This is a genomic window from Actinomadura sp. NPDC049382 (genome assembly GCF_040677125.1).
Lineage (GTDB): Bacteria > Actinomycetota > Actinomycetes > Streptosporangiales > Streptosporangiaceae > Spirillospora > Spirillospora geliboluensis.
Window position 1 is genome coordinate 43771 of the sequence record NZ_JBFARO010000032.1, and the last position, 20829, is coordinate 64599.

The 20829-nt window shown below is 72.5% G+C and carries 22 protein-coding genes and 1 pseudogene; 12 read left to right on the top strand and 11 right to left on the bottom strand.

The window, feature by feature from the left end; all coding sequences use genetic code 11:
• Positions 1 to 3 precede the first annotated feature (3 nt).
• The 9 genes and pseudogenes from AB0K34_RS20895 to AB0K34_RS20935 form a co-directional block, all read right to left on the bottom strand.
• Positions 4 to 768 (bottom strand): annotated as a pseudogene (locus AB0K34_RS20895) (lysylphosphatidylglycerol synthase domain-containing protein); the annotation flags it as partial.
• Complete coding sequence (locus AB0K34_RS20900; RefSeq protein WP_301174292.1) at positions 765 to 1598, bottom strand: SAM-dependent methyltransferase; 834 nt, start codon at positions 1596 to 1598, stop codon at positions 765 to 767. The gene AB0K34_RS20900 and the pseudogene AB0K34_RS20895, both read right to left, overlap by 4 nt.
• Positions 1591 to 2670, bottom strand: coding sequence for a glycosyltransferase family 4 protein (locus tag AB0K34_RS20905; RefSeq protein ID WP_301174291.1), 1080 nt, complete (start codon positions 2668 to 2670; stop codon positions 1591 to 1593). The genes AB0K34_RS20900 and AB0K34_RS20905 overlap by 8 nt, the downstream gene beginning before the upstream one ends.
• Positions 2667 to 3065 carry a 6-carboxytetrahydropterin synthase gene (locus AB0K34_RS20910; protein ID WP_301174290.1) on the bottom strand — a complete coding sequence of 133 codons (399 nt, stop codon included), beginning with the start codon at positions 3063 to 3065 and terminating at the stop codon, positions 2667 to 2669. The genes AB0K34_RS20905 and AB0K34_RS20910 overlap by 4 nt, the downstream gene beginning before the upstream one ends.
• 10 nt (positions 3066 to 3075) lie before the next feature.
• On the bottom strand, positions 3076 to 4047 hold the full coding sequence (locus AB0K34_RS20915) for a zinc-binding alcohol dehydrogenase (RefSeq protein ID WP_138640248.1): 972 nt from the start codon (positions 4045 to 4047) through the stop codon (positions 3076 to 3078).
• The gene (locus tag AB0K34_RS20920) at positions 4004 to 4867 is read right to left on the bottom strand and encodes a CDP-alcohol phosphatidyltransferase family protein (protein WP_301174289.1); all 864 of its coding nucleotides are present in this window, start codon (positions 4865 to 4867) and stop codon (positions 4004 to 4006) included. Before AB0K34_RS20920 ends, AB0K34_RS20915 begins: the two co-directional genes overlap by 44 nt.
• Positions 4867 to 5526, bottom strand: coding sequence for a GTP cyclohydrolase II (gene ribA, locus AB0K34_RS20925; RefSeq protein WP_301174288.1), 660 nt, complete (start codon positions 5524 to 5526; stop codon positions 4867 to 4869). The genes AB0K34_RS20920 and ribA overlap by 1 nt, the downstream gene beginning before the upstream one ends.
• A gap of 114 nt (positions 5527 to 5640) precedes the next feature.
• Entirely contained in the window at positions 5641 to 5964 is a 324-nt protein-coding gene (locus AB0K34_RS20930) for a hypothetical protein (protein ID WP_301174287.1), read from the bottom strand.
• Positions 5961 to 6662, bottom strand: coding sequence for a nucleotidyltransferase domain-containing protein (locus tag AB0K34_RS20935; RefSeq protein ID WP_240808375.1), 702 nt, complete (start codon positions 6660 to 6662; stop codon positions 5961 to 5963). The genes AB0K34_RS20930 and AB0K34_RS20935 overlap by 4 nt, the downstream gene beginning before the upstream one ends.
• A gap of 206 nt (positions 6663 to 6868) precedes the next feature.
• On the opposite strand from AB0K34_RS20935, the gene AB0K34_RS20940 reads away from it, so the two are divergent.
• The 11 genes from AB0K34_RS20940 (at position 6869) to AB0K34_RS20990 (ending at position 19200) form a co-directional block, all read left to right on the top strand.
• On the top strand, positions 6869 to 8179 hold the full coding sequence (locus AB0K34_RS20940) for an ABC transporter substrate-binding protein (RefSeq protein ID WP_364550360.1): 1311 nt from the start codon (positions 6869 to 6871) through the stop codon (positions 8177 to 8179).
• Positions 8176 to 9171, top strand: a complete 996-nt coding sequence (locus tag AB0K34_RS20945; protein WP_301174285.1) for a sugar ABC transporter permease — start codon at positions 8176 to 8178, stop codon at positions 9169 to 9171. Before AB0K34_RS20940 ends, AB0K34_RS20945 begins: the two co-directional genes overlap by 4 nt.
• Positions 9168 to 9992 carry a carbohydrate ABC transporter permease gene (locus tag AB0K34_RS20950; protein WP_301174284.1) on the top strand — a complete coding sequence of 275 codons (825 nt, stop codon included), beginning with the start codon at positions 9168 to 9170 and terminating at the stop codon, positions 9990 to 9992. Before AB0K34_RS20945 ends, AB0K34_RS20950 begins: the two co-directional genes overlap by 4 nt.
• Positions 9993 to 10044: 52 nt before the next feature.
• Complete coding sequence (locus AB0K34_RS20955; protein ID WP_364550362.1) at positions 10045 to 11670, top strand: glycoside hydrolase family 13 protein; 1626 nt, start codon at positions 10045 to 10047, stop codon at positions 11668 to 11670.
• Between the two features lie 10 nt (positions 11671 to 11680).
• Positions 11681 to 12727 carry a LacI family DNA-binding transcriptional regulator gene (locus tag AB0K34_RS20960; protein WP_301174282.1) on the top strand — a complete coding sequence of 349 codons (1047 nt, stop codon included), beginning with the start codon at positions 11681 to 11683 and terminating at the stop codon, positions 12725 to 12727.
• A gap of 199 nt (positions 12728 to 12926) precedes the next feature.
• On the top strand, positions 12927 to 14222 hold the full coding sequence (locus AB0K34_RS20965; protein WP_301174281.1) for an extracellular solute-binding protein: 1296 nt from the start codon (positions 12927 to 12929) through the stop codon (positions 14220 to 14222).
• A gap of 120 nt (positions 14223 to 14342) precedes the next feature.
• Entirely contained in the window at positions 14343 to 15335 is a 993-nt protein-coding gene (locus AB0K34_RS20970; RefSeq protein WP_301174280.1) for a sugar ABC transporter permease, read from the top strand.
• Complete coding sequence (locus AB0K34_RS20975; protein WP_301174279.1) at positions 15332 to 16231, top strand: carbohydrate ABC transporter permease; 900 nt, start codon at positions 15332 to 15334, stop codon at positions 16229 to 16231. Before AB0K34_RS20970 ends, AB0K34_RS20975 begins: the two co-directional genes overlap by 4 nt.
• Entirely contained in the window at positions 16228 to 17652 is a 1425-nt protein-coding gene (locus tag AB0K34_RS20980; protein ID WP_301174278.1) for a GH1 family beta-glucosidase, read from the top strand. Before AB0K34_RS20975 ends, AB0K34_RS20980 begins: the two co-directional genes overlap by 4 nt.
• Positions 17653 to 17692: 40 nt before the next feature.
• Positions 17693 to 18703 (top strand): LacI family DNA-binding transcriptional regulator, encoded by a 1011-nt coding sequence (locus AB0K34_RS20985; RefSeq protein WP_301174277.1) that lies wholly within the window; start codon positions 17693 to 17695, stop codon positions 18701 to 18703.
• A 14-nt stretch (positions 18704 to 18717) separates the two neighbouring features.
• Positions 18718 to 19200: a nucleoside deaminase gene (locus AB0K34_RS20990; protein ID WP_301174276.1), complete on the top strand. Its 483-nt coding sequence runs from the start codon at positions 18718 to 18720 to the stop codon at positions 19198 to 19200.
• A gap of 44 nt (positions 19201 to 19244) precedes the next feature.
• On the opposite strand, the gene AB0K34_RS20995 is transcribed toward AB0K34_RS20990, so the two are convergent.
• Together AB0K34_RS20995 and AB0K34_RS21000 are read right to left on the bottom strand one after the other, a co-directional pair.
• Complete coding sequence (locus AB0K34_RS20995; protein ID WP_301174275.1) at positions 19245 to 19568, bottom strand: hypothetical protein; 324 nt, start codon at positions 19566 to 19568, stop codon at positions 19245 to 19247.
• Between the two features lie 73 nt (positions 19569 to 19641).
• Positions 19642 to 20043 (bottom strand): SSI family serine proteinase inhibitor, encoded by a 402-nt coding sequence (locus tag AB0K34_RS21000; protein ID WP_301174274.1) that lies wholly within the window; start codon positions 20041 to 20043, stop codon positions 19642 to 19644.
• A gap of 282 nt (positions 20044 to 20325) precedes the next feature.
• On the opposite strand from AB0K34_RS21000, the gene AB0K34_RS21005 reads away from it, so the two are divergent.
• Complete coding sequence (locus AB0K34_RS21005) at positions 20326 to 20787, top strand: nuclear transport factor 2 family protein (protein ID WP_364550376.1); 462 nt, start codon at positions 20326 to 20328, stop codon at positions 20785 to 20787.
• Positions 20788 to 20829 lie beyond the last annotated feature (42 nt).

The window sequence follows — 20829 nt, forward strand, 5'->3', positions numbered from 1 at the left end:
GCCGAGCCCGGCGGCGCCGAACGCCAGGGCGAGGGCGGCCTCGCGCGGCCCCCAGCCGCCGACGTTGATCGGCAGCACCATCACCAGCAGCGCCAGCAGCAGGAGCGGGAGCAGCTGGACGAGCGGTGCCGTCGCGCCGACCAGGCGGGCCGCGACGACGAACAGCGCCAGGTGTCCCGCGAGTGCCGCGACCGACAGCGCGACGATGCCGGGCCAAGCGCGCGCGGCGGCGCGCAGGTCGGCGAACGTGGATACCAGGGCCGGGTGCTTCCAGCGTCCCAGGACAAGGAGCAGAACAAGGACGACCCCAATCGGGATGAGGGCCGGGGCCATCGCCGACAGCAAGGACGGGTGGACGAACAGGGCCGCGACACCCGCGACGATGGCGACGCCCTGACCGGCGGTCCGTTCGAGGAAAACGGCCCGCACTCCACGGGCGACGTCACCCGAGCGGTGGCCGTGGCTCACCGCCCTGTGGACGTCCCCCAGAACACCGGCAGGCAGCACCGCATTGAGGAACTGGGCCCGGTAGTAGTCCGTGATGGCACCGGCCATGGGCAGGTGCAGGCCGACACGTCGAGCGACCAGCCACCAGCGGGCCGCGCTGAGCGTCGTGGTCAGCAGACCGATGGCGAGGGCCACGGCCACGGAGGTGGCGTCGATGGCTTGGAGTGCCGCCACGAAGGCGTCCGTGCTGTGCCACCACAGCAGCGCGCCCAGGATGCCCAGCCCGATGACCAGGCGGCCCCACGGCCACAGCCTCTTCACGACGGTCCTCCGGGGAGGGCGAGCAGGTCCAGGTGCTGGACCTCGACGGTGAGCCGGCCGTCGGCGCAGGCGGCGAGGCGGCGGCTCAGGTAGTCGTCCGCGAACGGGGCCAGGTCCGGGTTCTGCTCGACGGCGGCGCCGACCCAGCCGCGCAGCCATTCGGCGATCAGCTCCGCCTGGCCGGGACCGAGCCGCCACGGGCTCGGACGCGTCGTGACCGTGGCGCCGCGCCGCCCGAACGCCCTGGTCGCGGCGGTGACGGCGTCGGGCCCGAGCAGCCCGCCGCGCCGCTGGTGCGCGTCGAACGCGGCGGCGTACTCGGCGTCGAGCGGCTCGGACGGGGTGAGCCGGACGCGGCCGACGACCGACAGGGTGAGCAGCGCCGGGCAGCCGGCCGCCGCCGCGATCGCCTCGACGTCGGCGGCGGTGAGCACGTCCAGCAGCGCGGACGCGACGACGAGCGACGCGCCGACCAGGTCGGACGCGCGCAGCTCGGCGATGCCGCCGGCGCGCGTCTCGACCGTCGCGGGCAGCCCGTCGGCGGTGACGTAGGCATTGGCGCGGGCGAGGTCGAGCAGCGCGGGGTCGCGGTCGTGCAGGATCCAGTGCTGCGGGCCGCGCAGCCGCCCCGACAGCCAGCGGCCGACGGAGCCGGTACCGCAGCCGAGGTCCCAGATGACGAGCGGCCCGTCCGCCGGGAGCGCCGCCCGGAGCGGGACCAGCAGCTCCCCCGCCCGCGCGGCGGCGTCGGCCTCCTCCCGCAGCGCCAGCCACGACGGCGCGTACCCGCTCGACGATCTCGTGTCGATGCCTTCGGTTCCCTCAATCATGGCGCGCCTCCCTGCGCATCCGGGATAGGACGGTGGCCATGCGGCGGGCGGTGTCGTCCCAGCCCGGCAGCATGGTGCGGCGCAGCCGGGCGGCGGCGCGCAGCCGGCCCCGCAGGTCGGGGTCGACGAGCCAGCGGCGCAGCGCCGTGGCGAGTGCGGTGGGGTCGCCGGGCGGGACGAGCAGGCCGGGGACGGCCCCGGTCGGGTCCCAGCCGAGCGCGTCGGGGACGCCGTCCGCCGACGTCGCGATGACGGGCACACCGCGCGCGAGCGCCTCGGTCACCACCATCCCGAACGTCTCGGCGCGGGACGCGAGGACGAGCGCGTCGGCGGCGGCGTAGGCGTCGTCCAGCCGCTTGCCGGTGAGGGGCCCGGCGAGCTCGACCCGGTCGCCGAGCCGGTGCCGGCCGATCAGGCGGCGCAGCCGCGTCACATGGCCGGGGTCGCGGTCCAGCGGGCCGGCGCATTCGCAGTGCCACGGCAGGTGCGCGAGGGTGGCGAGGGCCTCCACCAGCACGTCGTGGCCCTTGCGCGGGGTCACCGACGCCACGCACAGCAGGCGGGTCGCGCCGTCGGTGCCGGAGGCGAGGGGCGCGGGGTCGGTGCCCGGCGGGACGGCGTGGACGCGGGACGGGTCGAGGCCGTGGTGGGCGATGAGGTGGTCCTTCGCCCACGGGCTGGTCGCGATGACGGCGGCCGCCGCTTCCAGGACCTTGCGTTCGCCCGCGTTGAGGTCTTCTTGTCCGGGTTCGTCCGCGAGGGGCAGGTGCACCAGGACCGCCACCCGCAGCCGTCCCGCCTCGGGGACGACGATGTCCGGCACGCCGCACGCGACCAGGCCGTCCAGCAGCACGACACTCCGGTCCGGGATCGCGGCGAGGGAGCGGCCGAGCGCGGTCCGCGCCGGCTCGCCGGGGCGCGGCCACGACCCCGGCACCGGCAGCATCCGGACGGGCCGCCCCGACGCCGCCAGCTCCTCCGCCACCCGCCGGTCGTACCGGTCGCCGCCGCTCGGGGCGGCGTCGCCGCCGACGCCGCCCGGCACGACGAACGGGATCTCCGGCGCGGTCATAGCTCCCGCTCGTAACTGGCCCAGGCGACGTGCGACTCGTGCAGCGCCACCGCGATGCCGGACAGCCCGCGCGCGTTCTCGCCGAGCGCCCCCGCGTGGACGCGGTCGGCGAGCCGGTCGGCGATGACCTTGGCGAGGAACTCGGTCGAGGTGTTCACCCCGGCGAAGTCCGGCTCGTCGTCCAGGTTGCGGTAGTTCAGCCCGCCCAGGACCTCGCCGAGCGCGCGGGTGGCGAGCCCGATGTCGACGACGAGCCCGTCGGAGTCCAGGTCGGCCCGGCGGAACGTCGCGTCCACCACGTAGGTCGCGCCGTGCAGCCGCTGCGCGGGCCCGAACACCTCGCCGCGGAAGCTGTGCGCGATCATCATGTGGTCGCGGACGGTGATACCGAACAAGAAGCCCTCCTCAGTAGACGATCCGATGGCACAGGGCGGGCAGCCTCCCAGCCGCCAGCGCGGGCATGATCCGCGGCAGCTCCGCGAAGGTGCTCTCCCCCGTGACCAGCGCGTCGAACGCCGGATCCGCCAGCAGCCGCAGCGCGAGCGCCAGCCGGTCGGCGAAGCTCCGGCTCGCCCGCCGCGCCGGCGGCACCGCGCCGACCTGGCTGCCCCGGACGGTCAGCCGCCGCGAGTGGAAGAACTCGCCGAGCGGCACGCTGACCTTCCGGTCGCCGTACCAGCTCAGCTCGACGACCTGCCCGTCCGGGGCGAGCAGCTCCAGCGACCGGGCCAGCCCCGCCTCGGTCGCGCTCGCGTGGACGACGAGGTCGCAGCCGCCCGCCGCCCCTTCGGGCGTCGCGAACTCCACGCCGAGCGCCTCCGCGACGGCGAAGCGCGACGGGTCGGTGTCGACCAGCTGGACGCGGCACCCGGGGAACCCGGCGAGGACCCCGGCGACCGAGCAGCCGACCATCCCCGCGCCGACCACGGCGATCCGGTCGCCGACCAGCGGGGCCGCGTCCCACAGCGCGTTCACGGCGGTCTCGACCGTCCCCGCCAGGACCGCCCGCTCCGGCGGCACCTCGTCCGGGACGACGGTGACCGCGCCCGCCGGGACGACGTACCGGGTCTGGTGCGGGTAGAGGCAGAACACGGTCCGGCCGGTGAGCTCGGCGGGGCCCTCCTCGACCACGCCGACGTTGAGGTACCCGTACTTGACCGGGCCGGGGAACGTCCCGTCCTGGAACGGCGCCCGCATGATGGCGTGCTGGTTCGGCGGGACGCCGCCGCGGAACACGATCGCCTCCGTGCCCCGGCTCACCCCGGAGAACAGCGTCCGGACCAGCACCTCCCCCGGCCCCGGCTCCGGGAGGACGGCATCGCGGATCTCCCCCTTACCGGGCGACAGGATCCAGAAGGCGCGCGCGTCGCGCTCCATCCCCGCTCCTCCCCCGAGTCGCACCCACCGCTTCCACCGCTTCCACCATTTCCGCCGCTGCCACCGCTTCCACCGGGCCCGCCGCCCGCCGGTCGCGCCGCGCGAACAGCCACCGCACGTCCCGCCCGAACGACCACACCAGCAGCGCCAGCGCCGCCGCCACGAGCAGCCCCGCGTGCGGGACGGCGCCCGCCGCGGCCACCACCAGCACCACGCCCTGCACCACGGCGACGGCCTTGCGCGCGACGCTCGGCCGCAGGTCGGCGCGCAGCCACGGCGCCGCCCAGGCCGCCGCGCCGAACGCGTACCGCATCGCGCCGATCGCGAGCACCCACGGCCCCGCCGACCAGGCGACCTCGACGCTCAGCACCAGCACCAGGAGGGCGTCGGTCTCCATGTCGAACCGCGCGCCGAGCCGGGACGCCGTGCCGGTGCGCCGGGCGACCTGCCCGTCCACCCCGTCCAGGACGAGCGCCGCCGACGCCGCCGCGACCAGCGCCCAGGTGTGCCCGCCACCGGTCAGATGCCCCGCGACCAGGGCCGCCACACTCCCGGTCAGCACGACCCTGACCAGCGTCACGTGGTCGGCCGGCCCGAGCGCGCGCCCCCGGAACGCCCGCGCGAGCACCACCCACGCGGCCAGCGCGTATCCGCCGCCCACGGCCAGGCCCGCGTGGCCGGGGCGGAGCACCGCCAGCAGCGCCAGCTGCGCCGCCGCCGCGAGCGCCAGCTCCGGTCCCCGGGTCAGCCGGTACCGGCGCGGCGGCGCGAACGGCACCCGCACGGGCGCCGGGCGCGTCAACGTCATCGGCCGCGTCATCAGCGCACCTCGCTGACCGGGGCCTCGTCCAGGACGGCGGGGGCTTCCAGCTGCGGCAGGTCGTGCCCGAGCCGGTCGCGCTTGGCGGTGAGGTAGCGGACGTTGTCGTCGCTGACGGGGACGAGCAGCGGCACCCGCGCCGCGACGGCGACGCCGTAGGACTCCAGCGCGCTGACCTTGTCCGGGTTGTTCGACATCAGCCGCACCGACCGGACGCCGAGGTGCCGCAGGATCCGCGCGGCGGGGCCGTAGTCGCGGACGTCCACCGGCAGCCCGATGGCGGTGGCGGAGTCGACGGTGTCCAGGCCCTGGTCGTCCTGCAGGATGTGGGTGCGGACCTTCGCGACGAGCCCGATCCCGCGCCCCTCGTGCCCGCGCAGGTAGACCAGGACGCCCGCGCCCTCCCGGACGATGGCGTCCAGCGCCGAGCCGAGTTGGTCCCCGCACTCGCAGCGGGTCGCGCCGAAGATGTCGCCCGTCATGCACTCGGAGTGCATCCGGACCAGCACGTCCGTGCGCCCCCGGACGTCGCCCCGCACCAGCGCCATGTGCTCGTGCCCGTCGACGGGGTCCCGGAAGGCGACGGCGCGGAACACGCCCCGCCGGGTCCTGAGGTCCGCCTCCGCGATGTCCTTCTCGTCGATGCCCTGCTCGCGCATCGCTCCCCTTCCTCGGCTCCGCAATCACCTCTGGTACGTGGCGACCGCACCCGGTGGTTGCGTTCCCAAAACGGTCCGTACAACCGGTGGCACGCAGGGGAGGCTCCGCAGGGTTCAGCCTAGGCGCGCCCGGACCACCAACTCATGAAGCCCTCGGCGGTTCGCCGGCGCTTCCGGCAGGCGGGTGACGCTGCGCTCGTCCTCCAGCCGGGCGGTGAGCGCGGCGACGTCGCCCCGGAGCCGGGACGGTGTGGGCGCGTCCTCCGGCAGCGCGCCGTGCTCGGCGGAGCGCTTGGCCTCGACCAGCTCCGGCAGGTAGGCGGGCCCGTCCCCGGCGAGACGGGTCAGGTCGGCCTCGACCTCACCCGTCCGCAGGAACGCGCGGGGGTAGGGGTGCTCGGCGGCCAGGCGGGCGAGCATGCCCTCGGGGAGTCTCACCAGGTCACGCTCCTGCGGCGGATGGAGATCAGCAGGTTCTCGACCGCGGTGCGGTCGGGTTCGGGCGGGAGGGGGGTGCGGGCCATGGCGGTGTCGATCTCGGCGGTGAGGGCGGCGCGCCACTCCTCGACCTCGGCCCAGGCGACCTCGCCGCGGCGGACGGCGAGGAGGCGGTCGCGCAGGTCGCCGACGTCCACCCGGGGCTCGCCGTGGCGGACGAGGTGCAGGCCGCTCGCCAGCAGCCGCAGCATGTGCATGACGTGCTTCCATCGCGGCGCGCCGCCGTTGCGCAAGTCGCCTTCCAACTTGCGGAACTGGGCGTCGGCGTAGCGGAGGAACGTGCGGTGCGCGTGCCGCGACAGGAAGGCCGGCCGGACGGCCAGCAGCTCCTCGCCGACCGGTGTGACGCGTTCCACGATCGGCGACCAGAGGCACTCCAGGACGGTCGGGTTCGCGCCGAGCGCCAGCACGCAGAAACGCTCCAGTTCCCAGGAGAACTGCTCGGGCAGCGGGCCGTCCAGGTGGGTCGGCGGCTTGGTGAAACCCCAGAACAGCGGGGCCGGGGCCGCGTAGACGCCGCGCCGGTCGACGTCACTGGCACTCGTCGCCAGGCCGTAGGCTCGCGAGCCGGTCACCACGGACAGGATCGTGTGGTCGCGGACCAGGTCCAGCGCCGCGCCGGGGTCGTGGTTCGTCACGGAGGCAGCCTGGCGCAGGCCCGCGCGGGTGTCGAGCGGATTCTCCGGCCGCTGTAAACGGTTACAGATCGGCCACGGACTTGCTGAAAGTTTCTGCAAGAGGTTTACGTCCCTGCAACACGTTGCTAACGTCCCGGTCCAGCCCCCATCTCTTGACCTGCGGGACGACGGCCCGGCGCGGCACGTCCCCCGCGAAGGAGGACACCATGCGGCGCACCCCCCGGATCGGCGGCGCCCCCCTGGCGGGCGCTCTCGTCTGCGCCGGCCTCGCGCTCTCGCTGACCGCCTGCGGCGGCGACGACGGCGCGCAGGGCGGCACGAGCGAGGCGAGTCTGCAGGGCCGCGGCCCCATCACCTTCGTGACCGGCAAGGACCGCTCGGGCTACCTGCAGAAGCAGGTGGACGGCTGGAACGCCGAGCACCCGAAGGAGCAGGTCCGGATCATCGAGCTGCCGGACGAGCCGAACGACCAGCGGCAGCAGATGATCCAGAACGCCACCACCAAGTCGGACGCCTACGCGGTGCTCAACCTCGACGTGGTGTGGACCGCCGAGTTCGCCGCCAACCGCTGGCTCACCGAGATCCCGAAGAGCCAGGTCGACCTGTCCAAGATGCTGCCCGCGACGATCAGCACCGGGCAGTACCGGGACCGGCTCTACGCGGTGCCATCCACGTCCGACGCCGGGATGCTCTACTACCGCGAGGACCTGCTGAAGAAGGCCGGGGTCTCCGCGCCGCCGAAGACCTACGCCGAGATGTGGGACGCGTGCGCCAAGGTCGAGAAGCTCCCCGAGGCCAAGGGCATCGACTGCTTCTTCACCGAGGTCAACAAGACCGAGAGCCTGACGATCAGCGCGGTCGAGGCGATCGGCAGCGCCGGCGGCGCGATCATCGGCCCGGACGGCAAGCCGACGCTCAGCACTCCGCAGGCCAAGCAGGGCGTCGAGTTCCTCGTGAACGCCAAGAAGGAGCACATGCCGAAGGAGGCCGTCACCCTCGACACCGAGGGCGGGCGCCGCTACTTCCAGTCCGGCAAGCTCGTCTTCCAGCGCCAGTGGCCGTACCAGTACGCGCTGGCCGACCAGAAGGACGGCTCGTCCAAGGTCGCGGGCAAGTTCGCTGTCGCGCCGCTGCCCGGCCCGAACGGGCCCGGCGTCGCCAACCTCGGCGGCCACAACCTCGCGATCTCCGCGTTCGCCGATAACAAGGCGTCCGCCCTCGACTTCATCCGGTACCTGACCGGTGAGCAGTCGCAGCGCGCCAACCTGCTCGCCACCTCGCAGGCCCCGACGGTCGCCGCGCTGTACGACGACCCCGAGATGGTGAAGAAGTTCCCGTACCTGCCCGTGCTGAAGCAGGCCATCGCGAACGCCAAGCCGCGCCCGGTCGCGGTGAAGTACGGCGACGTGACCGCCGCGATCCAGGGCGAGATGTACGACGCGGTGACCGGCAAGAAGCCCGTCGACCAGGCCCTGGCCGACCTGCAGGCCAAGCTCCAGCCGCTGACCGCGCAGTGAACACGGCCGCCACCGAGACGCCGCCCGCCGCGGGAACCCCCGCGGCGGGCGCCGCCCGCCGCCGCGGGCGCGACGTGCAGGGGACGAGGCGCCTCGCCGCGCTGCTGCTGTCCCCGACGCTGCTGGTACTCGCGCTGGTCATCGGCTACCCCGTCCTCGCGGGGTTCCGCGAGTCGCTGTACGCGCGCGGCGAGGGCCTGGACGCGCAGGGGTTCGTCGTCGAGGGCGACCGGTTCGTCGGCCTCGACAACTACACCGCGATCTTCCAGGGCGACCGGGCCGACGCGTTCTGGAACGCCTTCTCCAACACCACGTTCTTCACCCTGACGACGGTGGTCCTGGAGACGCTGATCGGCGTCGCGATGGCGCTGATCATGCACCAGGCGTTCAAGGGGCGGGCCGTCGTGCGCGCCAGCATCCTCGTCCCGTGGGCGATCCCCACCGCGATCTCCGGGCTGCTGTGGCGCTGGATCTTCCAGGCGGACGGCGCGGCGAACGCGCTGCTGCGCCAGCAGATCCTGTGGACCGCCGACGGGTTCCCCGCGAAGGCGGCCGTCGTCATCGCCGAGGTGTGGAAGACCTCCCCGTTCATCGGACTGCTCGTCCTCGCCGGGCTGCAGATGATCCCCCGGGACGTCTACGAGGCGGCGCGGGTGGACGGCGCCGGGCCCGTCCAGCAGTTCCTCCGCATCACGCTTCCGCTGGTGAAGCCCGCTCTGCTGGTCGCCGTGCTGTTCCGCATGCTGGACGTGCTGCGCATGTTCGACCTGCCCGCCGTGCTGATCGGCGTCAACCAGAAGTCGGTGGAGACGCTGACGATGATCGCCTGGTTCGAGGCGTCCAACCTGCGCTACGGATCGGCGGCGGCGTACGCGACGATCCTGTTCCTCTACATCGCGCTGATCGCCTACCTGTTCGTCAAGCTGCTCGGCGCCGACATCATCGGCGAGGCCCGGCGGCAGACCAAGCGGGAGCGGAGGAAGGCGGCATGACCCAGGCCAAGCGGCTGCTGTCCTATCTCGGGTTCGCGGCGGTGGCGGTGTACTGCCTCGCCCCCTTCTACTGGATGACGATCTCGGCGTTCCGCCGCCCGCAGGACCAGTTCGACAACTCGATCGTGCCGTCCCGGTGGTCGTGGGAGAACTTCTCCGCGGTCTTCTCCGGCGGCAACGGGTTCGGCCGGGCGCTGCTGAACAGCCTCGTCGTGGCCGGCCTCACCACCGTGCTGACCCTGCTGATCGGCACGTTCACCGCCTACGCGCTGGCCAGGCTCGACTTCCGGTTCAAGAACGCGGTGCTCGGGCTGATCGTCGCGACCACGATGTTCCCGGGAATCTCGCAGCTGGTCCCCCTGCTGAAGCTCTTCACGGACATCAAGTGGATCAACACCTACCAGGCCATGGTGCTGCCCAGCCTCGGGTTCGCGCTGCCGCTGTCGGTGTGGCTGCTCACGGCGTTCTTCCGGCAGCTGCCGTTCGAGCTGGAGCAGGCCGCGATGGTGGACGGCTGCACCCGCGGCCAGGCGTTCCGCAAGATCATCGTCCCGCTGGCGGCGCCCGGGGTGTTCACCACGGCGATCCTGACGTTCATCGCCGCGTGGAACGAGTTCCTCATCGCGCTGTCCATGGTCAACAAGAAGGAGATGCAGACCGCCACGGTCGCGATCTCCAAGTTCACCGGCGTCTCCGGGTTCGACCAGCCGTTCGGCACCCAGATGGCGGCCGGGGTGATCGTGACCGTCCCGCTCATCGCGGTGGTGCTGGTCTTCCAGCGCCGGATCGTCGCCGGTCTCACCGCCGGCGGCGTCAAGTGACGCATCCCCTTCCGCACCCGCACCTCGCAGGCTCCCGATTCGAAGGATGTTCATGACCCAGGACACCCTGCTCGTCCACGCCTCCCACCCGGAGGAGGGCACCCGCTGGTGGCGCGACGCCGTCATCTACCAGGTGTACGTGCGCAGCTTCGCCGACTCCGACGGCGACGGCGTCGGCGACCTGCCCGGCGTCCGGTCCCGGCTCCCCTACCTCGCCGACCTCGGCGTGGACGCGCTGTGGCTGACCCCGTTCTACGTCTCGCCGATGGCCGACTTCGGCTACGACGTGGCCGACTACCGCGACGTCGACCCGCTGTTCGGCACCCTCGCCGACGCCCACGGGCTGATCGCCGACGCGCACGCGCACGGCCTGCGCATCATCGTGGACGTCGTGCCCAACCACACCTCCGACCGGCACGCCTGGTTCCGGGCGGCGGTCGCCGCGCCCCCGGGCTCCCCCGAGCGCGCCCGCTACATCTTCCGGGACGGGCGCGGCCCGGACGGCGCCGAGCCCCCCAACGACTGGGAGTCGGTGTTCGGCGGCCCCGCCTGGACCCGGCTGCCGGACGGCCAGTGGTACCTGCACCTGTTCGCGCCCGAGCAGCCCGACCTGGACTGGGAGAACCCCGAGGTCCGCGCCGAGTTCGCGGACATCCTGACGTTCTGGCTCGACCTCGGCGTGGACGGCTTCCGTGTGGACGTCGCCCACGGCATGGCCAAGGCCCCCGGCCTGCCGGACGTCGGCCACCCGAACCAGGTCGAGATGCTCGGCACGGCCGTCCTGCCGTACTTCGACCAGGACGCGGTGCACGACATCCACCGCGAGTGGCGGCGCCTGCTCGACTCCTACGGCGGCGAGCGGATCGCCGTCGCCGAGGCGTGGGCCCCCACCCCGCAGCGGCTCGCCCACTACACCCGCCCGGACGAACTGCACCAGGCGTTCAACTTCCACTACCTGACCGCGCCATGGGACGCGGCCCCGCTGCGCGAGGTGATCGAGGAGTCGATCCGCACCGCCTCGGAGGTCGGCGCGCCCGCGACCTGGGTGCTGTCCAACCACGACGTGAAGCGGCACGTCACCCGGTACGGCGGCGGCGAGACCGGGCTGCGGCGCGCCCGCGCGGCGGCGCTGCTCACGCTCGCGCTGCCCGGCTCGTCCTACGTCTACCAGGGCGAGGAGCTGGGCCTGCCGGAGGTCCTCGACCTGCCGGAGGAGTTCCAGCAGGACCCGCAGCGGCTGCGCGGCGAGGGCGCCGGCCGCGACGGCTGCCGCGTCCCGCTGCCGTGGGAGGGCGAGGAGCCCCCGTTCGGGTTCGGCGCGGGCCCCGCGTCCTGGCTGCCGATCCCGACGGGCTGGCGCGACCTCACCGTGGCCGCGCAGAGCGCCGACCCCGGCTCCATGCTCGCCCTCTACCGCGAGGCGCTGCGGCTGCGCCGCGAGCACCCCGCGCTCGGCGACGGCGGACTGCGCTGGGAGTCGGCCCCACCCGGCACACTTGTCTTCGTCCGGGAGAGCGGGGGGAGGCGGCTCGGGTGCGCGGTCAACACGGGCGGCGGGACGGTGCGGCTCCCCGCGCGCGGCACGCCGCTCCTCGCGAGCGGACCGGTCCGGCTGGAGGGCGGCCACCTGGACCTGCCCCCGGACACCGCCCTGTGGTGGGACGTCGAGGAGGGATAACTTGAAACCCATGACGACACGCCTGGCGGACATCGCGGCGCACGCCGGGGTGAGCGAGGCGACGGTGAGCCGCGTGCTCAACGGCAAGCCGGGCGTGTCCCCGACCACGCGCCAGGCGGTGCTGACCGCCTTGGACGTGCTCGGCTACGAGCGCCCGGCCAAGCTGCGCCAGCGGCGGGCCGGGCTGATCGGGCTGATCATCCCCGAGCTGACCAACCCGATCTTCCCGGCGTTCGCCGAGGTCATCGAGAGCGCGCTCGCCCGGCACGGGTACATGGCGGTGCTGTGCTCGCAGGCGCCGGGCGGCGTCGCCGAGGACGACTACATCGAGATGCTGCTGGAGCGCGGCGTCGCGGGGATCATCTTCGTCAACGGCCTGCACGCCAACGCCAACTCCGACCGGGCGCGGTACGCGCGGCTGCTGGAGCAGGCGCTGCCGATCGTGCTGGTGAACGGGTACCGGCCCGACATCGACGCGCCGTACATCTCGAACGACGACGTGGCGTCGATGGAGGCGATCGTCGCGCACCTGGCCGCGATGGGCCACCGCCGGATCGGGCTCGCGATCGGCCAGGACGTGTACGTGCCGACGCGGCGCAAGACCGAGGGGTTCCGGCGCGGGATGGCCGCGCACACCGGCCTCTCCTCGGCCGAGGTGGACGAGCTGATCGTCAACACCATGTACACGGTGGAGGGCGGGCAGGCGGCGGCGTCCACGCTGCTGGACGCGGGGTGCACGGCGATCTGCGGCGGCAACGACATCATGGCGCTCGGCGCGATCCGGGCGGCGCGGGCGCGCGGGCTGCAGGTGCCCGAGGACGTGTCCGTCACCGGCATGGACGACTCGCTCCTGACCGCCTACCTCGACCCGCCGCTGACGACGGTCCGGCAGGCGGTGCGGGAGATGTCGATGGCCGCGGTGAGCACCGTCCTGGACGAGATCCGCGGTGAGCGCGCGCCCCGCACGGAGCTGCTCTACCGGCCGGAGCTGGTCGTCCGGCGGTCCACGGCGCCGGCTCCGGCGCCGGCCCGGCTCTCGCCCGTCCAGGAGGGGTGACCCGCCTGGTCGGGGCGGGCTGACCGGTGTCTGACCGGTCGTCGGGCGGGGTCTGACCACCCTGCCCCGGCGGACAGGTTGTTGTAACGGTTATGTTTCGGCGCATTGACAGTGAGCCCCGTCACGGTCTTTCCTTCGTGGGAGCGCTCCCACACCACTGCAAGACACAACCTGAGAGGGGTCCGCCATGAGGGCCATCATGCGGCGCGGACTGAGTACGGCGATGGCGGCGGTACTCGTCGGCGGCCTCGCCGTCGCGTGCGGCGGCGACGACAACGACGAGGGAGGCTCCGACAGCGGGCCGGTCGAGCTCACCGTCGACGTCTTCGGTGAGCCGGGCTACGACGCGCTCTACAAGCAGTACGAGCAGTCCCACCCGAACGTCAAGATCAAGCAGCGCAAGGTCTCCACGCTGGACGAGTACAAGCCGCGCATCCAGCAGTGGATGGCCACCGGCAGCGGCGCGGGCGACGTCGTCATGCTGGAGGAGGGCATCCTCCCGCTCTACATGCAGCAGAAGACGAAGTTCGTCAACCTCTTCGACCACGGCGGCAAGGACCTGGAGAAGAACTTCCTGCCGTGGAAGTGGCAGATGGGCCTTACCCCCGACGGCAAGCAGCTCGTCGGCCTCGGCACCGACATCGGCCCGCTCGCCATGTGCTACCGCAAGGACCTGTTCAAGAAGGCCGGCCTGCCCACCGAGCGCGACAAGGTCGGCGAGCTCTGGGCCACCTGGGACCAGTTCCTGGAGACCGGCAAGAAGTTCCAGGAGAAGGTGCCCGGCACCAAGTGGCTGGACGGGCCGACCGCCGTGTTCCGCGCCACCGTCCTGCAGAACGCCGGCAACGGGCCCGGCTACAGCTTCTTCGACAAGAGCGACAACCTCGTCTACGACGGCAACCCCGCCGTCAAGCAGGCGTTCGACACGTCGCTGAAGTTCGCGGAGAACAAGCTCACCGCGGACATGTCGATCTTCACCCCGCCGTGGCAGACCGCCCTCAAGCGGGACACCTTCGCCGCCCTGCCGTGCCCGTCCTGGATGCTCGGCGGCATCGAGGAGTTCTCCGGCGACTTCGGCAAGGGCAAGTGGGACGTCGCCAAGACCCCGGGCGGCGCCGGCTACTGGGGCGGCTCGTGGCTCGCCGTGCCCAAGCAGACCAAGCACGCGAAGGCCGCCGCCGAGCTGGCCAAGTTCCTGACCTCCCCCGAGGGCCAGGTGGCCGCCTACAAGGCCGCGAACGTCTTCCCGTCCTCGCCGCAGGCGGCGCAGGACCCGGCGGTCGCGGGAGCGAAGAGCGCCTACTTCGGCGACGCCCCGGTCGGCAAGATCTTCGGGGAGCTGGCGGCCGGCGTGAAGCCGGTCCACCTCGGGCCGAAGAACGAGGACGTGCGGGCCGCGGTCGAGAACGTCCTGATCTCCGTGGGCCAGGGCAGGCAGAAGCCGGCCGACGCCTGGGCGAAGTCGGTGGAGGAGGCCAAGAAGGCCGCCAGGTAACCCCCGGCGACCCGTGACCACGGCGGCGGCGCCGCGCCGATACCTCCCCGCCGGCGCCGCCGCCGTTCCCCTCTCCGCTCTCCCCGCTCCGTCCCGTCCTCGGAAAGGAGGCGCACGACGATGACCACCGATCTGCGCCCCAGCCGGAACGGCCCCCCGCCGCCCCCGCCGGCGAAGACCCGCCCGCGGCCCGCCCGCACCTGGCGGGCCCGCCTGGCCCGGCTCGATGTGAAGGGCGCCCCGTATGCCTTCATCTCGCCGTTCTACCTCGTCTTCCTGATCTTCGGCGCGTTCCCGCTCGTCTACACCCTGTGGGTGTCCCTGCACGACTGGGAGCTGGCGTCGGGGACCCGGAAGTTCGTCGGGCTCGACAACTACGACTACCTGCTGACCGACGCCGACTTCTGGCACGCGACGGTCAACACCCTCGGCATCTTCGTCGTCTCGACCGTGCCGCAGCTGCTGATCGCGCTGCTGATCGCCAACGCGCTGAACCGGCGGATGCGGGTGCCGACCCTGTTCCGGATCGGCATGGTCGCGCCGCTGGTCACCTCGACCGCGGCCGTGGCGATCGTGTTCACCCAGATGTTCGACACCAACTGGGGCATGGTCAACTGGGTGGTCGGGCTGTTCGGGATCGACCCGATCCACTGGTCGACCAGCCGCGGCTGGTCCTGGGTCGCCATCGCGATGATGGTCGACTGGCGCTGGACCGGCTACAACGCGCTGATCTACCTGGCCGCCATGCAGGCGATCCCGAAGGACCTGTACGAGGCCGCCGCCATCGACGGCGCCTCCAGGATCCGGCAGTTCTGGCAGATCACCGTCCCGATGCTGCGGCCCACGATCATCTTCACGGTGATCATCTCCACCATCGGCGGGCTGCAGCTGTTCACCGAGCCCGTCCTGTTCAGCGTCGGCACGCCGAACAAGATGGACGGCGGCCCGATGCACCAGTTCCAGACGATCACGATGTACATGTACGACAACGCGTTCGGCCATGACCGGTACGGCTACGGCGCGACCGTCGCCTGGGCGCTGTTCGTGATGATCATCGTGTTCTCCCTGATCAACTTCCTGGCCGTGCGGCGCACGGGAGGGGGAGGCAAGTGACCACGCTCCTCGCAGGACCCGGCGGCCGGCCGAACGCCAAGCACGCCGCCGCCCGCCCCGGGCGCTTCCGCGGCCTGTGGAACGCCAGCCCGCTGACCTACCTCACGCTGATCGTCGCGCTGGCGCTGTCGATCTTCCCGATCTACTGGATGATCATCGTCGCGACCCGCACCAACAGCGTGGTCGCCGACGTCCCGCCCCCGCTGCTGCCCGGCTCGCACGGCGGCGACAACGTCGGCCGGCTGTTCGACAACCCGGAGGCGTACTTCGCCAAGGGCCTGCTGAACTCGGCCATCGCCTCCGGCGCGGTCACGATCTCCACGGTGTTCTTCGCCTCGCTGGCCGGGTTCGCGTTCGCCAAGCTGCGCTTCCGCGGCAAGAACGCGCTGCTGCTCACCATCATCGCGACCATGATGATCCCGGTCCAGATGGGCATCATCCCGCTCTACATGATCATGGTGAAGCTGGGCTGGCAGGGCCAGCTGCAGGCGGTCATCGTCCCGTTCCTGGTCACCGGGTTCGGCGTGTTCATGATGCGGCAGTACGCCGACCAGGCCGTCCCGGACGAGCTGATCGAGGCGGCCCGCGTCGACGGGTGCACCACGTTCGGCATCTACTGGCGCGTCGTGCTGCCCGCATTGCGCCCCGCCGCGGGCGTCCTCGGCCTGTTCACGTTCATGCAGACCTGGAACGAGTTCATGTGGCCGCTCGCGGTGCTGCAGCCCGACAACCCGACGGTGCAGCTGTCCATCAACAACCTCGCGAACGCGTACTTCAAGGACTACACGCTCATGTTCGCCGGGACGAGCGTGGCCATCCTGCCGCTCCTCATCGTGTTCATCATTTTCGGCCGCCAGATCATCGGCGGAATCATGGAAGGTGCTGTGAAGGCGTGACCTCCCTACAGGACGACACCAGCGCGGCTCCCGCCGCACCGTTCCCGACCGGGTTCCGCTGGGGGGCCGCCACCGCCGCCTACCAGATCGAGGGAGCCGCCGGGGAGGGCGGGCGCGGGCCGTCCATCTGGGACACCTTCTGCCGCACTCCGGGCAAGGTCCTCAACGGCGAGAACGGCGACGTCGCCGTCGACCACTACCACCGGTTCCGCGAGGACGTCGCGCTCATGTCGAGCCTCGGCCTCACCGCGTACCGGTTCTCGATCTCCTGGCCCCGGGTGCAGCCGACCGGGGCCGGGACCGTCAACGCCGAGGGCCTCGACTTCTACCGGCGGCTCGTCGACACGCTGCTGGAGGCCGGCATCGAGCCGTGGCCGACGCTCTACCACTGGGACCTCCCGCAGCCGCTGGAGGACAAGGGCGGCTGGCCCGAGCGGGAGACCGCGCACCGGTTCGCCGAGTACGCCGCGCACGTGCACGCCGCGCTCGGCGACCGCGTCCGGCACTGGACGACGGTGAACGAGCCGTGGTGCGCGGCGTTCCTCGGCTACGCCTCCGGGGAGCACGCGCCCGGGCGCCGCGACGCCGCCGCGTCGCTGCTGGCGGCGCACCACCTGCTGCTCGGCCACGGCCTCGCGGTGGACGCGATGCGCGCCAAGGAGCCCGGCAACAGGTTCGGCGCGGCCGTCAACCTGTACGCGGTGTCCCCGGCGACCGACGACCCCGCCGACGTGGACGCGGCGCGCCGCATCGACGGGCTGCAGAACCGGCTGTTCCTCGACCCGCTGCTGCTCGGCCGCTACCCCGACGACGTCCTCGCCGACACCGCGCGGTACGGGTTCACGCCGCCGGACGCCGACCTCGCCGTCATCAGCCGGCCGATCGACCAGCTCGGCATCAACTACTACTCGCGGCACACCGTCGCCGGCACGCCCGGCGAGGCGGCGCAGACCGCGTCGTCGCCGTTCTCGACCCACTCCCCCTGGGTGGGCAGCGACCACGTCCGGTTCGTCCCGGCGGGGCGGCCCGTCACCGGGATGGGCTGGGAGATCGACGAGCGCGGCCTGTACGAGGTGCTGACCCGGCTGCACCGCGAGTACCCGTCCCTCCCGCTCTACATCACCGAGAACGGCGCGGGCTACGACGAGACCCCCGACGGCGATGGCACGGTCCAAGACGCGGGCCGCATCGCCTACCTCGACGCGCACCTGCGCGCGTGCCACGACGCCATTTCCGAAGGCGTTCCGCTGAACGGCTACTTCACGTGGTCGCTGCTGGATAATTTCGAATGGGCTTGGGGCTATTCGAAGCGTTTCGGGCTGGTGCACGTCGACTACGCCACGCAGCGCCGCGTGCCCAAGGACAGCGCGCGCTGGTACGCCGGGGTGATCCGGCGGGGCGGGCTGCCCGGACGGGCCTGACCCGGGGGTCGGCGGACGGTACGGAGACGAAGGGGGCCGGATGACGGGCAGGAGCACGCGTCCGACATTGGAAGAGGTGGCGGCGCGCGCCGGGGTGGGCCGCGGGACGGTGTCGCGCGTGGTCAACGGGTCGCCGCGGGTCAGCCCGCAGGCGCGCGAGGCGGTGCTGCGGGCGATCGAGGAGCTCGGGTACGTGCCGAACCGCGCGGCCCGCACGCTCGTCACCCGCCGCACCGACACGGTGGCGCTCGTCGTCGCCGAGTCGGACCAGCGGCTGTTCGGCGAGCCGTACTTCGCCGGGATCATCCGCGGCATCAGCAACGGGCTCGGCGACACCGGGCTGCAGCTGCTGCTCGCCCTCGCCCGCTCCCCCGCCGAGTACGGCCGGCTGGAGGAGTACCTCACCACCCAGCACGTGGACGGGGTGCTCCTCACCTCCCTGCACGCCGAGGACCCGCTGCCCGCCAAGCTGGAGGCCAACGGCGTGCCGACCGTCCTCGGCGGCTGCCCGCCCGGCCTGTCACCGGTCAGCTATGTCGACGTCGACAACCGCAGCGGCGCCCGCGAGGCCGTCGGCCACCTGATCGCGGGCGGCCGGCGGCACATCGCGACGATCGCCGGCCCCCAGGACATGGGGGTGGGCATCGACCGGCTGGCCGGCTACCGGGAGGCGCTCGCCGACGCCGGGCTGCCCGAGTACGTCGAGTACGGCGACTTCGGGGAGGCCAGCGCCATCGCCGCCGCCGAGCGGCTGCTGGCGCGGGAGCCGTCGCTGGACGCGGTGTTCGCGGCGAGCGACCCGATGGCGTTCGGCGCGCTGCGCATCCTGCACCGGCGCGGCCGGCGCATCCCCGACGACGTCGCGGTGATCGGGTTCGACGACTCCTCGGCGGCGGCGCTCGCCGACCCGCCGCTCAGCACCGTCCACCAGTCCCTGGAGGAGATGGGCGTGGAGATGGCGCGGCTGCTGGTGTCGCGGATCCGCGGCGAGACGGTGCACGAGCCGGTGGTCATCCTGCAGCCTCACCTGGTGCTTCGCGAATCCGCGTGATCTACGATCGTCCGATGGGCTACGAACCGGGCGCGGCCGAGCTGCGCCATCTGAACCGCTGCGTGGAGCTGGCCGCCGAGGCGCTGGACGCCTCGGACGAGCCGTTCGGGTCGGTGCTGGTGTCCGCCGGCGGGGAGGTCCTGTTCGAGGACCGCAACCGGGTGGCGGGCGGCGACCACACCCGGCATCCGGAGTTCGAGATCGCCCGCTGGGCGGCGGCGAACATGGCTCCGGAGGAGCGCGCGGCGGCGACTGTCTACACCTCCGGGGAGCACTGCCCGATGTGCTCGGCCGCGCACGGCTGGGTGGGCCTCGGCCGCATCGTGTACATCATGTCGGCCGCCCAGCTCGGTGCGCTGCGCGAGGAGCTGGGCGTGCCGCCGGGGCCGGTCGCGGCGATCCCGGTCCAGGAGGTCGTGCCGGGCCTGCCGGTGGACGGCCCGGTCGCCGCCCTCGAAGCGGTCATGCGCGAGCTGCACACCCGCGCGTGCGCCTGAGGGCGGCGACGGCTCACCGTCCCCTTTGCCCGGTCACCGCCCGGTCACCGGCGGGTCAGCGCCTCCAGCCGTTCGACGGCGGCGCGCCAGTCGGACGGCAGCCAGCACCGGGTGGCCCGGTTGCCGCGGTAGGTGAGGGTGTAGGTGAAGTGGTCGGCCACCCGGCATCCCGCCTCGGACGAGTCGGTGGTGACGATCTCGCTCAGCGCGTCCCGCAGGCCGCGCATTTCTCCGTCGTCCAGCGCGGCTTTTTTGCCGTTGATCAGGGCGGCACCTGAATTGTCGACGGTCACCCGCTCCTGGATTCCGGCGAATCCGCCGGTCCGCTCGTAGGTGACCAGCACGTCCGGCCCGGTGAAGGCGAGCATCGGCGTCTCCTTTTCATGCGGGCCGCCGGACAGCACCCCGCTTCCCCATTCCGGCGGCCCGCGGTCCGTGGGGTTATCCGCCGAAAAGGATTCCGCCGGTGTCGCGCACGGCGACGCAGCGGTTGGGGTACGTCCGCTCGAAATGCCGGGGCCGGCCGTTCCAGCTGCCGCGGGCGATCACGCGGACCGGCGCGTACTGCAGCGTGCAGGCCCCCGTCCGCGCGGGGATGCGCTCGACTCGGCCGTGGACGGGTCTCAGCTGGTCACAGGCCCGGGACGCGGCGATGAGCGTCCCGCCGTCCGGGTCGCAGTGGAGGCTCCGCTGGATTCTCGGGCCCACTTCGTGGACCAGTGTGAGCATGTAGGAGCCGACGGGGCCGGCCGGTCCGTCCGACTGCGCGGGTGCGGCCGACGCGAGGACGGCCATTCCCGCCAGCACGGCGGCCCACCGGTGACGGGCACGCGACATGTGCATGTCTTCCTCCCTGGATTCGCCCGCCGCGATCTGCGGCATTGGGCCGGCCGGGACACCGGATCGCGGTGACGTCCCCGCCGCATCCAGACGTTAAATGCCGCAAACTGCCCCGAACAAGGGCAATTCAAGTCCCAAGCTGGCCACCGGTTCACTCTTAAATCAAGTCTGCCCATTCGTGCAATGCCGGTTGACGACAAATTGACCGGGCCATGTGATATCCGGGTCGTCCCGCTCACCGGGAGGCGGCACCGGATCTGCAGCGCGGCGCGCCGATGATGGACCATGCCGTGCGCTCACCAGGACATCGCCAACCTGATCTACCGCTACGCCGAGTGCGTGGACAACGCCGATTTCGCGGGCATCCGCGACCTGTTCGCCGACGCCGCGTTCACCGGCAGCGGCGGCACCCTGCGCGGCGGCGAGGCGATCGCCCGCATGTTCGAGAAGACGGTGATCGTGCACGAGGACGGCACCCTCCGCACCAAGCACGTCACCACGAACCTCGCCATCGAGGTGGACGAGGACGCGGGCACCGCCACGTCCAAGGCGTACTACACCGTCCTGCAGGCCGTCCCCGGCCTCGCCCTCCAGCCCATCGCCTGCGGCACCTACAGCGACACCTTCGAGCGCCATGAGGGCCGGTGGCGCTTCGCCGAACGCCGCATCACCTTGGACCTGGCGGGCGACGTCACGCACCACCTGCGCCGGCCGGAACGCCTGCCGCGCGAGGTCCGTCCCGGCTAGGACGGGTGACCCCGGCCCGCGAGGGGGCCGGGGTCCCAACGG